Here is a 13028-nt window from a genome sequence, read left to right on the forward strand (position 1 = left end):
GTGCCCCGGAGTGATGCGAAAATCCTATAACCCCAGATCGCTCAGCGAGGGGTGATCGTCCGGGCGTCTGCCCTGCGGCCAGTGGAACAGTCGCTCAGATTCTTTTATTGGCATATCGTTCACGCAGGCAAAACGACGCTTCATCAACCCGTCCGCTTCAAACTCCCAGTTTTCATTGCCGTAGGAACGGTACCAGTTGCCGGAATCATCATGCCATTCATAAGCATAGCGCACCGCGATCCGGTTATCCGTAAATGCCCAGAGCTCCTTAATCAGGCGGTAACCCAGCTCTTTTTTCCACTTCCGTTCCAGAAACGCCTGCGCTTCTTCACGGTTGGTGGCGAATTCTGCGCGGTTGCGCCATTGGGTATCCAGCGAATAGGCCAGTGCGACTTTTGCCGGGTCGCGACTGTTCCAGCCGTCTTCGGCGAGTCTGACTTTTTCGATGGCGCTTTCACGCGTGAAGGGCGGTAAAGGAGGGCGTGTATTCATGGCGATTACCTCAGTGTGATATTATGTAGACAGATCTGTCTACTTGCGTTAATCTATGCCTGAAAAATAACGTTGTCAACATCCCTTTTTGAGGCTGCCGAAAAATGAAAACAGAACCCGCAAGCAACGAGACAAAAATCAGCGTCAGGGATAAAATATTACATACCGCTCACGATCTCTTTTATTCCACGGGCTTCAAGGCAACGGGCGTGGATACGTTGATTAAAGAGGCGAAAGTGACCAAGGTAACTTTCTATCGCCACTTTCCGAGTAAGAGTTTATTGATTCTCGCCTATTTGCACTATCGGCATGAAATATGGATGAACTGGTTTGAGGCCTCATTGCGGCGTAATCTCAACGCCGGTCAGACATCGTCAGAGGCATTATCTGCCGCGCTTTACGAATGGTTTGTTTCACCCGAGTTTCACGGCTGTGCGTTTATTAACGCCAGTGCAGAGGCGAAGTCTGAAGATATTGAAAGTGAAATAAAGGCGATATGCCGTGACCATAAACTCGAAACAAAGAAAATGATTACGTCGCTGACGAAGATCGCTGATGAGCGCGTGATCAACGAAATCATGTTGCTTATTGACGGCGCCATTATTCATGCGCAAATGGGCGTGGAGACGGATGCTGTCCTCCACTCGTTATCACGCGGTCTGGAACAGTTAATGGAAAAATAAGCTTTTCCGGGGGGGGTAACGGCTGTAAACACCCGCACCCCAGTAACCGGTACGGGGGCGGGTCTGTTCTTTCCAGCCAGATGCGAGCAGTTCTTTCGCAATATACCGGTTGATAATTCCGTGTCCCATCAGCAGGACGGGTGCGTCGGCATCCTTCGCTGCCTTCATCAGGATCCCCGCCGCCTTAGCGGCACGGATTTTTGCGACGCTAACCGATCTATAAAATATTTTTATGCGCGCGTATTCTGTGGGAATGCGCTGGGCATAACCATTCAGGGTAAAGGAAACGGAAAATGAGAACACAGAAGCGATGTCTGGGGTGCGTGGCTATTGTGGTTGATGACTACGATCGTGCAATTGAATACTACACCGACAAGCTGGGTTTTACCCTTGTCGAGGACACGCCGCAGCAGGATAAACGCTGGGTCGTCGTCACGCCAAATCCGGAAAGCGACTGCAATATTCTGCTGGCACGGGCTTCTAATGAGAGGCAGGAAGCCTTTATCGGCAATCAATGCGGTGGCCGTGTTTTCCTGTTCCTTCAGACAGATGATTTTTGGCGCGATTACCATGCCATGAAAGAAAAAGGCGTTCATTTCTGTGAAGCACCTCGTGAGGAAGAGTACGGTACGGTGGTGGTGTTTGAAGATCTCTACGGCAACCGCTGGGACCTTTTTCAAAAGGCCCAGGGCTGAATCGCACCAGAATATTGGTCACTCCCGCTGCGCCAGAGACAGCGCGCTGGCGCTGGCGGGATCGAACAGTGACAGGCTCTCTATCTGATTGAGTAAAATCACCTTTCGGAATGACATAGCGCTGCGGGGTTCGGAGTCGAGCGTGATGTCATGCTCCGCATACCACTTGCTGTAATTATTCTCGATGCGCAAATTCATTGTCTTCTCGTCTCTGTACCCGCTTAACATCGGTATCAGCACAATATTGGCCGTGTTTTCGTATTCCAGCGTCGCGGTGTGGATCATGCCGATATATATCCGCCGCGACCGAAGCGTCACCTGCGCCAGCTCGCCTTGCTCCATACACTGATAGAGCAGTTGTTCAATACCGCTCGACTGGGCAAGCCGTTTGTAGAGCTTTTTCCGGCTTTCACCGTCCAGCCTGGCGCTGCCTGCCCAGTTGGAGCGATAGAGGCAAAACAGGATGGCAAACGCCAGCATCACGACCACAGGCGCCTGAATGCCTAAAAAACTCCAGTTCATAAAGTCGATTTGCCAGTCGGTATATTTCGGTGAGGCAAAGTGAAAGGCGTTATTGGCGGCAGAAAGGGCGAGAAGCAAGAGCCAAAGTAGTCCCGTGGCAACCACGCCCTGCAGCACGAAAATACAGCCATAAAGCGCAACAAGGAAATAGACGTCCCAGCCGAAAGAGCGCTTGATTTTAAAGCGCGTCGACAGATCGCGACTGGTGTACCAGTACCCGCACACCATCAGCACCATAAATATCGCCGTTCCCATATCAGGCCCTCTTCAGCGCGTTGACGTGACGCAGAAAATCCTGCCGTACCTCATTGCTTTTGTAGTTCACCGATGCATTCCCGTCCTGGTCGATGATGATGCGGTCACCATCCTCCACGGCTTCGATGATCTCCTGCTGACTCATCACCTGCAGCAAGGATTCAGGGCTTGAGAAAAGAGAAAGAAAGACGCGTTTCATGTCGGGCATCCTGATGAATTTAAAAGGATAAGCCTGGAAGAGGATGGGGGAATTTGCCTTAAGGTTAAACTGAAAAAACAAAGCCGGGTGGCGGCTACGCCTTACCCGGCCTACAAAAGACAGTTTTTGGTCTGACATTAACTTATTGATATATTTCAAATATTAAAAATAGATATGCACAAACTTGGACAAATAACATTAATTGTGTAAGTTTTAATTATGCGATTACGCCACGTTGTTTACAGCCAGGATGTGACCCATGAGCACTTTGCCCTCTGTCGTGAGTCGGTTTGTTGAGTACTACAGCGCACTGGATAGCCAGCCGCCCTCCGCACTGGTCGGGCTTTATCATTCGGATGCCACGCTAATCGATCCGTTCGGCGAGCACGACGGTATCTTTGCGCTTCAGCGCTATTTCACCCATCTGCTGGCGAATGTCGAAAACTGCCGTTTTACCATCGATCCACCGCTGTGCAGTGAAAACCGCTTTGTTGTGACCTGGGTGATGCACTGGTCGCACCCGCGCATCGCCGGAGGGGACCCGCTCGAACTGCCGGGCTGTTCGGTGGTGGACACGGAAAAGGGTCTTATCACGCGTCAGCGCGACTACTACGATGCGGGAGAGATGATCTACGAACATCTTCCGCTGCTGGGCTGGGCGGTACGCGGCGTGAAGCGGAGGGTGAAATCATGAAAACGGTACTGATCACCGGCGCAAGCTCGGGTATTGGCGCCGGGCTGGCGACCTCCTTCGCCGCGGAGGGCTACCACGTGATTGCCTGTGGGCGGGATCCTGCGCGCCTTGAAGCCTTGCATCAGACCTGCCCCAATCTCACAGTTCGCCTGTTCGATATGACAGACAGGGACGCCTGTCGCCAGGCGCTGAGCGGCGTTTACGCCGATCTGGTTATTCTCTGCGCCGGTACCTGCGAGTACCTCGATCGGGGCGTAGTGGACGCGGCGCTGGTGGAGCGGGTTATGAACACCAATTTCCTCGGCCCGGTGAACTGTCTTGCCGCGTTGCAGCCGCAGCTGGTTGCCGGCAACCGCGTGGTGCTGGTGAGTTCGATGGCCCACTGGCTTCCGTTCCCGCGGGCAGAAGCCTACGGCGCGTCTAAAGCCGCGCTGAGCTGGTTTGCGGACAGTCTGCGCCTGGACTGGGAGCCCAAAGGGATTGCCGTCACGGTGATCTCCCCAGGCTTTGTCGATACCCCCCTGACGCGCAAAAACGATTTCGCCATGCCGGGCAGGGTGAGCGTTGACGAGGCGGTCAAGGCGATCCGTTCCGGACTGGCGAAAGGGAAAATGCACATCGTGTTTCCCACCCGGTTCGGCTTCATTTTGCGGCTGCTCTCCAGGCTACCCGCGTTTTTGCAGCGCACACTGCTGCGCAGGATGGTACGTTCATGAAGATTGCGATTATCGGCAGCGGAATTGCCGGGCTGACCTGCGCCTGGCGGCTGGCCGGTCACCATCAGGTGACCCTGTTTGAAGCGGGCGCCACGCCTGGCGGCCATACCGCAACGGTAGATGTCTCGACGCCACAGGGCACCTGGGCGATTGATACCGGCTTTATCGTCTACAACGACCGGACCTATCCGCGCTTTATGGGCCTGCTCAGCGAGCTCGGCATCAGCGGGCAAAAAACGCAGATGGGCTTTTCGGTGCACAACCCCCAGACGGGGCTGGAGTACAACGGACACACCCTGACATCGCTGTTTGCCCAGCGCCGAAATCTGGTGAATCCGGCATTCTGGCGTCTGCTCGGAGAGATCGTCCGCTTTAATCGGCTGGCAAAACAGGCGCTGGAAGGGGACGTGGATCCGCACGCCACGCTGGAGACGTTTCTGCAACAGCATGGCTTCACGCCGTTTTTTGCGCGCCACTACATTCTGCCGATGGGCGCCGCCATCTGGTCGTCGTCGTTGCAGGAGATGAAGCGTTTCCCGCTGCCGCTCTTCCTGCGCTTTTTTAATCATCATGGTCTGCTGGATATTACCCATCGTCCGCAGTGGTACGTGGTACCGGGCGGCTCGCGGGAGTACATCCGCGCAATGCTGGAAAAGCTGGGCGACCGCCTGACGTTACGCCTGAACGCGCCGGTGCAGCGTGTCAGCCGCCACAAAGACGGGGTCACGCTTCAGCTCGAAAACGCCAGCCATACCTTCGATCAGGTGATTTTTGCCTGCCACTCCGCCGAGGCGCTGGCCATGCTTGAGGCGCCGACGCCAGCAGAGCGCGAGGTGCTGGGGGATATCGGCTGGCAGCGCAACGAGGTAATTTTGCACAGCGATCCGCGCTGGCTGCCGGTACGCAAGCGCGCGTGGGCCAGCTGGAACTACCGCCTGAGCGAGCATGAGCAGGCCAGCGCCTGCGTCACCTACAACATGAACATTCTGCAAGGGCTGCCAGAGGGGAGCCCGCTGTTCTGCGTCACCCTGAACCCGGAAACGCCGGTGGATGAACGCTTCGTGTTACAGCGCTTTGTTTATGAACATCCGCTATTTAACCCGCAAAGCTGGCGGGCGCAGGCGCGTCGCGGTGAGATCAACGGTCACCAGCGAAGCTGGTTCTGCGGGGCTTACTGGTACAACGGTTTTCACGAGGATGGCGTGCGCAGCGCGCTGGACGTGGTCAACGCGATCGCGGCCGGAGAGGGGAACTAAGATGAACAGCTGCCTCTATCACGGCGTATTACGCCACCGCCGCCTCCAGCCGAAAACCCACGAATTTCGCTACAGCGTCTTTATGGCCTGGCTGGATCTGGATGAACTGCCGCTGCTGGCTGACGTCGGCGTACGGCGCAATCGCTTCGCCGCCGCCGCGTTTTATGACAGGGACTATCCGCTGGGTACGCCGCTCAAAGAGAACGTCCTGAACACGCTGGAGGGGCTCACCGGAGAACGTCCCGGCGGACGAGTCATGCTCCTGACGCAGCTGCGCTATTTCGGGTTTCATTTCAATCCGGTCAACTTCTACTACTGCTATGACGAGAAGGGGGAGCTGGGCTGGGTGCTGGCGGAGGTCCGCAACACGCCGTGGAACGAGCGGCATTACTATGCCGTCAACGGTCAGGACGCGCAGCCGACGGAAAAAGCGTTTCACGTTTCCCCCTTCAACCCAATGGACATGATCTACCACTGGCGCTTCAACAACCCGGATAACACGTTGCATATGCACATTGAAAACCATCAGGACGCGAAGGTGTTTGACGCCACGCTGGCGCTACGCCGGGAGCCTCTGACGCGTCCGGCACTGCGTGCGTTACTGCTGCGCATTCCACTGATGACCCTGAAAACCGTTTTCGCTATTTACTGGCAGGCGCTGAGGCTGTGGCTCAAGCGCGTGCCGCTGCATAACCATCCCGTCAGCAGGAGTGAACGCTCATGACCGATCCCGTCTTTGCGCTAGAACCCGATATCCCGCGCAACGTCCGCATTGCGCGTTGGCTACTTTTCCGTCTGTTAAGCGGTCTTCGTGGCGGCTCGCTCACGCTGCGTGAAGGGGCACAGACATTCCATTTTGGCGAGACATCCTCCGCGCTGCACGCCGACATTCAGATCCTCGCGCCCGGCGTCTACTGGCGCGTCTTAACGGGCGGGAGCCTTGCCGCCGCAGAAGCCTGGATGGATGGCGAATGGGAAACCACGCAACTCACGCCGCTTCTGGAAATCCTGGCCCTTAATGGCGAGGTGCTTGGCCGTCTGGAGAAAGGGTTCCGGCTGCTCGGTAGACCGCTGGAGCGGCTGCGCCACTGGACGCGGCGAAATTCCCGGGCCCAGGCGCGTGAAAATATTGCCGCGCATTACGACCTGGGCAACACCTTTTATTCACATTTTCTGGATAAGGAGCTGCTTTACTCCAGCGCGCTGTTTACTGCGGATGAGCAGGATCTCACGGCGGCGCAGCAGGCCAAAATGGCGCGTCTGTGCGAACAGCTGGCGCTGTGTGAGTCCGATCACCTGCTGGAGATCGGTACCGGCTGGGGGGCGATGGCGGAATACGCGGCACGTCACTACGGCTGTCGGGTGACCACCACCACGCTGTCGCAGGAGCAGTATATCTGGGCAACCGAGCGGATCGCCCGCGCCGGGTTGCAGGATCGCGTTGAGGTTCTGCTTTGTGATTATCGCGACCTCACCGGGCAGTACGACAAGCTGGTCTCGATAGAGATGATTGAAGCCGTCGGGCAACGCTATCTGCCCGTGTTCTTCCGAACCTGTCAGGCGCGGCTGCGCCCGGGTGGCCGGATGGCGATTCAGGCCATTACCATTCAGGACCAGCGCTACCGCGACTACAGCAAAAGCGTCGATTTTATCCAGCGCTACATTTTCCCCGGCGGCTTCCTGCCGAGCATCACAGCGATGAATGAGCTGATGACGCGCCATACCGATTTTGTGGTCCGTAACCTCTTTGACATGGGGCCAGACTATGCCCGCACGCTGGCCCACTGGCGGCAGCGCTTTGTTCATGCCTGGCAGGAGATTGAAAAGCTCGGCTTCGACGAACGGTTCCGCCGTATGTGGCTGTACTACTTTGGCTACTGCGAAGCCGGGTTTAACGCCCGCACCATCAGCGTGGTGCAACTGACCGCCGAACGCGTATGAGACGTTATCTTCAGGTCTTTCTGCTGGCCGTCGGGTTCGATCTTTACTGGGCGCTGGTGGTGATCTTTCGTGAGCAGGGCCTGATTATCTGGCTTGCGCTGGCGGTGCTCGCCTGCCTGTTTTTGCCGCCGGTATACCGCCTTTACGCCATCGGTCTGGCTGCAGCGGGCAGCGTACTGGATGCGCTCTGGGCGTTGACGGGGCTGATTGCCTTCACCGGCGAGTCCCTGATGCCGCTATGGATGGTGGCATTGTGGCTGATGTTCGCCACCGTCTGGACACAGCTTGCGCGCACGACCACGTTACCCGGCTGGCTGCTGACGCTGCTGGCCGCCGTGGGAGGGCCAGTGGCGTACCTGATTGGCGAGCGGCTGGGTGCTATCACCTTTCAGGAGCCGACCTTTATCGTCGTCAGCTGGATGGTGCCGGGCTGGCTGGTATTAATGTTGTTTTTCCACCTGCTGATGGGGAGACAAAAATGAGAGCAGCGGTTTTCCTCCTTTGGCTGACGATGGTGATCCCTGCGGCCCACGCCGCCGACTGGCTGGCCTGGCGTAAGGTGGGTGACGCCACGCTCACCTGGGGCCCGTTTACGGTTTATACCTCCCAGCTGCGCACGCCGGACGGTCGCTACCGCGCGGCGGATCAGGATCAGGCGTTGATTATCACCTACGCGCGCGACATTGAACGTGATGAACTGGTGGAGGCCACGCGCGATCAGTGGCAGGCGCAGGGGATTTTGCAGCGGGAGCCGCAAAGCGAAGGCTGGTTAGAGATGCTTCGTTCGCTGTGGCCGGATGTCCGGCCGGGCTCACAGCTGGCGTTTGTCCTCGATGATAAGCAGGGACAGTTCTGGTACCGCGCGTCAGCAACGCAGAAAAGCTTTATTCCACTTGGCCCGCGCCAGTCAGAAGCATTCAGCACGCGCTTTCTGGCCATCTGGCTCGATCCCCGCACGCAATATCCTGAACTGCGTCAGCAGTTACTTGGAGGACAAAAATGAAACGTTTCCTGATGATGGTGCTGGCATTGACCATGCTGCTGGCAGGCTGTAGCACAGAGGTGACCGAGTATCGCCAGCAGCAGCCACGGCTTGATATCTTCGACTACTTCCAGGGGAAAACCGAAGCGTGGGGCATGGTGCAGGATCGCAGCGGTAAACAGATCCGCCGCTTTCACGTGGAGATTGCCGGGGATGTTATCGGCGATACGCTGACGCTCAATGAGCACTTCGTGTATGACGATGGCGAGAAGCAACAGCGGGTATGGCACATCCGCAGGCTGGGGAACGATCGCTACGAGGGAACGGCGGGGGATATCGAAGGGGTCGCTACGGGGCAGGCGGCAGGTAACGCCTTTAACTGGCATTACAGCATGAAAGTCAAAGCCAACGGCAGTAGCTGGCTACTGAAGTTTGACGACTGGATGTACCTGCAGGATGAGACCCATCTGTTTAATAAAACCGAGATGAAGAAATTTGGCGTCACCGTCGCCACGGTGACGCTGTTCTTTACCCGGAAGACGTGAGTCTAGTCGCGGGCGCTGTAGATTTTGCTGCTCGAGTAGATGAAATACAGCGCAATCCCCAGGCAGATAACCGCGCCCAGACGGCTCGGCGAAAAGGGAATAGCGGGATTACCCAACCAGCCAAAGTTATCTATCAACATGCTCATGGTGAGCTGGCCGAATATCACCGCCACCGTGGCGACGGCGGTGCCGATGCGCTGTACGGCAAGCACCATAATCACGATATAGGGCACGCCAAACATCGCGCCGAGGAGCTGCCATTTGGGTACGTCCAGCAGCGTGACCGCATGCTTAGGCTCAAAGAAAAATATGAGCAGGGCGGTCACCAGTGCGCCGACGGAAAAGGTCAGAAACGCGCTTTTGAATACCCCCACGCTGCTGCCGAGCTGTCCGTTAATCGCGGCCTGAATGCTCAGCGTAGCGCCGCCGCAAACGGCGAGAAGAATCATAATCAGTGTCATATGTTACCCCTGTGCGACCAGAACCAGTGCCGCAATGATGAACCCCAGTGCAATAATGCGCTTCGCATTTATCTTTCTGTGCGGCGAGCCCAGCAGACCGTAGTGGTCAATGATCAGGCTTTTAAAGACCTGACCGGCCAAAATCCCAATCATGGTCATTGCGATGCCGATGGCGGGTGTCGCAACGGTCAGGATGACCACGTACACCGGGCCGAGCACGCCGCCGAGCAACTGCCAGCCGGGCTGGGCAAAAAACGAGGGGCTGTTACGCGGGCTAAAAAACAGCATCAGTAAAAACGTCAGTGCGGCACCGACCCCAAAAATGCTGAACGTGGCCCATAAGTCGCCCACTTCGCCCCCCAGTGGCCCCAGTAATCCCGCCTCAATGGAGAGACCCATCCCTCCGGCTATCACCAGTAAAATCAACACAAACTGCATAACGCTTCCTCCGTTTTAAGGCGAAGAAGATTACGTCGGTCGTCCAGTGAGAAAAATGCCATAATGCAGGAAACACCTTTGCAGGAAATGCATTAATGTTCGATGCCAGTAATATCAACGTCCGCGCGCTGCTGATCTTTATTGAGGTCTATGAAGCGCAGAATTTCTCCGTCGTCGCGCGGCGGCAGGGGATATCAGCCTCACAGATATCGCGCGTTATTCACCAGCTTGAGGATGCCCTCGGTCAGCAGCTGTTCTACCGCAATACGCGCGCGGTGATCCCCACAGAAAGTGGTCATCTGTTTATCCGCTATGCCCGGGCGATGGTCGAAAACGTCGAAGAGGCGCGGCGTGAGCTGGATGAACGTTCGTCGGAACCATCCGGCACAATCCGCATTAATGGGCCGGTATTTTTTGGGCAGAGGCATGTTGCGCCAGGCCTGGCGGAGCTGACCGAGCGTTATCCGCGGTTAAACATTGAGCTCACGCTGACCGATGACTTTATCGACCCGCACCGGGATGCGGCCGATCTTATCTTTCGCATTGGCATGTTGACGGACTCGACGTTCCACGCCCGCATTTTTGGTCAGCAGCGTTACCATCTTGCCGCGTCGCCCGCGTATCTGCGCAAACACGGTGTGCCGGACGATCCGGCCACGCTGAGCGATCATCAATGTCTGGTCTATCGCGGTTCGTCCGGGCCTAACCGCTGGCTGGTGCGTCGCGAGGGGGAGAACTGGATACACTATCCGGTGGTGGCGCGGATGACATCCAATAATGCGGAGTCGTTGCTCACTGCCGCGCTGGGCGGGATGGGGATCGTCCTGTTTCCGGACTGGCTGATTGGCGACAGGCTCCAGCGGGGAGAGCTTGTCGCACTTCTGCCGGAAATGGCGTGTGCGATCAACACGGAGCCGCTGAACATTGCGGCGATCTATCCACATGCACGTCATCCGCCCCTGAACGTCAGGGCGGTGATTGATTATTACGTCGAACGCTTTGGTACGCCGCCGTACTGGCAAACGTAAAGGATTACGCGCCGAGCTCTTTGCGGATAATCTCTGCGCCTGCGCTGAGGGCTCTCAGCTTACCGTTTGCGACGTGACGGGAAAGGGGGGCCATACCGCAGTTGGTCGAAGGGTAAAGCTTGTCGGCATCGACAAACTGCAGCGCTTTACGCAGGGTATCGGCGACTTCCTCCGGCGTTTCAACGGTGTTCGTTGCCACATCAATCGCGCCAACCATCACTTTTTTACCGCGGATCAGCGCCAGCAGATCCATCGGCACGCGGGAGTTGTGGCACTCCAGAGAGATAATGTCGATGTTCGAGGTCTGCAGCTTAGGGAAAGCCTCTTCGTACTGGCGCCACTCAGAGCCGAGCGTTTTTTTCCAGTCGGTATTGGCTTTGATGCCGTAGCCATAGCAGATATGGACCGCAGTTTCGCACTTCAGCCCTTCAATGGCGCGTTCCAGCGCGGCGATGCCCCAGTCGTTGACCTCGTCAAAAAAGACGTTAAATGCCGGTTCGTCGAACTGGATAATATCCACGCCTGCAGCCTCTAGCTCCCGCGCTTCCTGATTGAGGATTTTGGCGAATTCCCAGGCCAGCTTTTCGCGGCTTTTATAGTGCGCGTCGTAAAGGGTGTCGATCATGGTCATCGGTCCGGGGAGGGCCCATTTGATCGGCTTATCCGTGAGCTGGCGCAGGTACTTTGCATCGTCGACGAATACCGGTTTCTGACGTGCCACAGCAGAAACCACGGTCGGCACGCTGGCGTCATAACGATTACGAATGCGTACCGTCTGGCGGTTTTCAAAATCCACGCCGCTCAGGTGTTCGATAAAGGTGGTGACGAAGTGCTGGCGGGTCTGTTCGCCGTCGCTGACAATGTCGATTCCCGCACGGATCTGCTCATCCAGTGACAAACGCAGCGCATCCTGTTTTCCTGCCAGTAATTCCTGATCCTCTAATTTCCACGGAGACCACAGCGTTTCAGGTTGTGCAAGCCAGGTCGGCTTAGGCAGGCTGCCAGCCGTAGACGTCGGGAGCAATGTTTTCATAATAAAAGACCTATTTTGATGAATTAAAGCGTGTAGTTATCAGACCACTGCTCAAGAATGTGTTTATAAGGCTTAATAAAGTATTCTTCGGTGAATCGACCCTGTTCAATCGCCAGACGGCTTCGTTCTTCACGGTCATAAACAATTTTGGTGAATGAGTGATCCTGCTGGTTCAGATCCGGTCGGAAGCACAGTCCCGCCGACGAGTTGGCGTTATAAATTTCCGGGCGATAGATTTTCTGAAACGTTTCCATCGTGCTGATGGTGGCGATCAGTTCAAGATTGCTGTAATCGTTCAGCAAATCACCGGTATAAAAGAACGCAAAGGGTGCCACGCTGTTTTCTGGCATGAAATAGCGCACCTTCAGGCCCATTTTGGCAAAGTACAGTTCCGTTAATGACTCGCCATCCGGCTGATACTCAATGCCAAGAACAGGATGCTGGTTGCCGGTGCGGCGGTAGGTGTCTTTGCTGGAAACGCTGAGGCAGATCACCGGTCCTTTTCTGAAGTTCTCTTTGTATTCCGGCGAACTCACAAAATGGCGGAATATGTTGCCGTGCAATTCACCAAACTTTTCCGGAACGCTGAAGTGCTGTTGGTTCTTGTTATGTTCAAGCAGCAGAACGCTGAAATCATAATCCCGCACGTAGGACGAAAAGTTATTGCCGACAATCCCCGGGATACGCAGGTTATTTTTCTTGTCGACGATGGTGGTTTGCAATATCTCAATGGCCGGGAACGGCTTATCCGCACCAATGTTCAGATCGACGGAGATAATTTCAAGCTCAACCGCGTAGCGATCGGCGTTGGGGTTATCCCAGCGCGCCAGTGCGTTGAAGCGGTTATTGATCATCACCAGGGTATTGCGCAGGTTTTCCTGACGCTTTTCTCCGCGCGCCAGGTTGGCAAAGTTGGTGGTGGTACGCGTATTTTCTGACGGGTTGTAATTTTCATCGAAGCAACTGCGCTTAAGGGTATAGGTGAAAGCTTTGCTCATTGTCGTTATGCATCCTAAGTTCATGTTGCTAAGAAGTTACCGATGCATAATTTATGCCTGACCCCGCGGCGCAGGGGAAGTGACTTAATT

19 protein-coding genes are annotated in these 13028 nt (G+C 55.9%); 11 read left to right on the top strand and 8 right to left on the bottom strand.

All coding sequences use genetic code 11. The features are described from left to right. Positions 1-24: 24 nt before the first annotated feature. Positions 25-492 carry a nuclear transport factor 2 family protein gene (locus L383_RS17345; RefSeq protein WP_014883739.1) on the bottom strand — a complete coding sequence of 156 codons (468 nt, stop codon included), beginning with the start codon at positions 490-492 and terminating at the stop codon, positions 25-27. Between the two features lie 104 nt (positions 493-596). On the opposite strand from L383_RS17345, the gene L383_RS17340 reads away from it, so the two are divergent. Next, entirely contained in the window at positions 597-1175 is a 579-nt protein-coding gene (locus tag L383_RS17340; protein WP_023330349.1) for a TetR/AcrR family transcriptional regulator, read from the top strand. On the opposite strand, the gene L383_RS26315 is transcribed toward L383_RS17340, so the two are convergent. Continuing rightward, the gene (locus L383_RS26315) at positions 1161-1478 is read right to left on the bottom strand and encodes a hypothetical protein (RefSeq protein WP_226882690.1); all 318 of its coding nucleotides are present in this window, start codon (positions 1476-1478) and stop codon (positions 1161-1163) included. The genes L383_RS17340 and L383_RS26315 overlap by 15 nt on opposite strands. Between L383_RS26315 and L383_RS17335 the strand changes: the two genes are divergently transcribed. Then, positions 1469-1870, top strand: a complete 402-nt coding sequence (locus L383_RS17335; RefSeq protein ID WP_023330350.1) for a VOC family protein — start codon at positions 1469-1471, stop codon at positions 1868-1870. The two genes, L383_RS26315 and L383_RS17335, sit on opposite strands and share 10 nt — an antisense overlap. Before the next feature lie 18 nt (positions 1871-1888). On the opposite strand, the gene L383_RS17330 is transcribed toward L383_RS17335, so the two are convergent. Both L383_RS17330 and L383_RS17325 read right to left on the bottom strand, forming a co-directional pair. Then, entirely contained in the window at positions 1889-2647 is a 759-nt protein-coding gene (locus L383_RS17330; RefSeq protein WP_023330351.1) for a hypothetical protein, read from the bottom strand. A gap of 1 nt (position 2648) precedes the next feature. Then, a complete protein-coding gene (locus tag L383_RS17325) occupies positions 2649-2846 on the bottom strand; it encodes a hypothetical protein (RefSeq protein ID WP_014883742.1) in 198 nt (65 codons plus the stop codon). A 259-nt stretch (positions 2847-3105) separates the two neighbouring features. Between L383_RS17325 and L383_RS17320 the strand changes: the two genes are divergently transcribed. Genes L383_RS17320 through L383_RS17285 form a run of 8 tightly spaced genes read left to right on the top strand, consistent with a single transcriptional unit; the run spans position 3106 to position 8980 of the window. Continuing rightward, positions 3106-3540, top strand: a complete 435-nt coding sequence (locus tag L383_RS17320) for a nuclear transport factor 2 family protein (RefSeq protein WP_014883743.1) — start codon at positions 3106-3108, stop codon at positions 3538-3540. Next, on the top strand, positions 3537-4256 hold the full coding sequence (locus L383_RS17315; RefSeq protein ID WP_023330352.1) for an SDR family NAD(P)-dependent oxidoreductase: 720 nt from the start codon (positions 3537-3539) through the stop codon (positions 4254-4256). Before L383_RS17320 ends, L383_RS17315 begins: the two co-directional genes overlap by 4 nt. Continuing rightward, the gene (locus L383_RS17310) at positions 4253-5512 is read left to right on the top strand and encodes an NAD(P)/FAD-dependent oxidoreductase (RefSeq protein ID WP_023330353.1); all 1260 of its coding nucleotides are present in this window, start codon (positions 4253-4255) and stop codon (positions 5510-5512) included. The genes L383_RS17315 and L383_RS17310 overlap by 4 nt, the downstream gene beginning before the upstream one ends. Position 5513: 1 nt before the next feature. Next, positions 5514-6236, top strand: a complete 723-nt coding sequence (locus tag L383_RS17305; protein WP_023330354.1) for a DUF1365 domain-containing protein — start codon at positions 5514-5516, stop codon at positions 6234-6236. Next, positions 6233-7453, top strand: a complete 1221-nt coding sequence (locus L383_RS17300) for an SAM-dependent methyltransferase (RefSeq protein WP_023330355.1) — start codon at positions 6233-6235, stop codon at positions 7451-7453. Before L383_RS17305 ends, L383_RS17300 begins: the two co-directional genes overlap by 4 nt. Then, positions 7450-7935 (top strand): DUF2878 domain-containing protein, encoded by a 486-nt coding sequence (locus L383_RS17295; RefSeq protein WP_014883748.1) that lies wholly within the window; start codon positions 7450-7452, stop codon positions 7933-7935. Before L383_RS17300 ends, L383_RS17295 begins: the two co-directional genes overlap by 4 nt. After that, on the top strand, positions 7932-8456 hold the full coding sequence (locus tag L383_RS17290; RefSeq protein WP_023330356.1) for a hypothetical protein: 525 nt from the start codon (positions 7932-7934) through the stop codon (positions 8454-8456). The genes L383_RS17295 and L383_RS17290 overlap by 4 nt, the downstream gene beginning before the upstream one ends. Continuing rightward, positions 8453-8980 carry a DUF3833 domain-containing protein gene (locus L383_RS17285; protein WP_023330357.1) on the top strand — a complete coding sequence of 176 codons (528 nt, stop codon included), beginning with the start codon at positions 8453-8455 and terminating at the stop codon, positions 8978-8980. The genes L383_RS17290 and L383_RS17285 overlap by 4 nt, the downstream gene beginning before the upstream one ends. 2 nt (positions 8981-8982) lie before the next feature. Here the strand turns inward: L383_RS17285 and L383_RS17280 are convergent, their stop codons facing one another. Continuing rightward, complete coding sequence (locus tag L383_RS17280) at positions 8983-9441, bottom strand: DMT family transporter (RefSeq protein ID WP_023330358.1); 459 nt, start codon at positions 9439-9441, stop codon at positions 8983-8985. A gap of 3 nt (positions 9442-9444) precedes the next feature. Continuing rightward, a complete protein-coding gene (locus L383_RS17275; protein ID WP_014883752.1) occupies positions 9445-9879 on the bottom strand; it encodes a DMT family transporter in 435 nt (144 codons plus the stop codon). A 95-nt stretch (positions 9880-9974) separates the two neighbouring features. Here L383_RS17275 and L383_RS17270 point away from each other — a divergent pair, with 95 nt between their 5' ends. Continuing rightward, the gene (locus tag L383_RS17270; RefSeq protein WP_023330359.1) at positions 9975-10907 is read left to right on the top strand and encodes a LysR family transcriptional regulator; all 933 of its coding nucleotides are present in this window, start codon (positions 9975-9977) and stop codon (positions 10905-10907) included. A gap of 4 nt (positions 10908-10911) precedes the next feature. Here L383_RS17270 and L383_RS17265 read toward each other — a convergent pair whose 3' ends face one another. Together L383_RS17265 and L383_RS17260 are read right to left on the bottom strand one after the other, a co-directional pair. Continuing rightward, positions 10912-11940 carry a methionine synthase gene (locus L383_RS17265; protein ID WP_014883754.1) on the bottom strand — a complete coding sequence of 343 codons (1029 nt, stop codon included), beginning with the start codon at positions 11938-11940 and terminating at the stop codon, positions 10912-10914. A 23-nt stretch (positions 11941-11963) separates the two neighbouring features. Then, positions 11964-12938, bottom strand: coding sequence for a DUF1852 domain-containing protein (locus tag L383_RS17260; protein WP_014883755.1), 975 nt, complete (start codon positions 12936-12938; stop codon positions 11964-11966). Between the last annotated feature and the right edge of the window lie 90 nt (positions 12939-13028).

The sequence above is a fragment of the Enterobacter sp. MGH 37 genome (assembly GCF_000534515.1).
Taxonomy (GTDB): Bacteria; Pseudomonadota; Gammaproteobacteria; order Enterobacterales; family Enterobacteriaceae; genus Enterobacter; species Enterobacter kobei.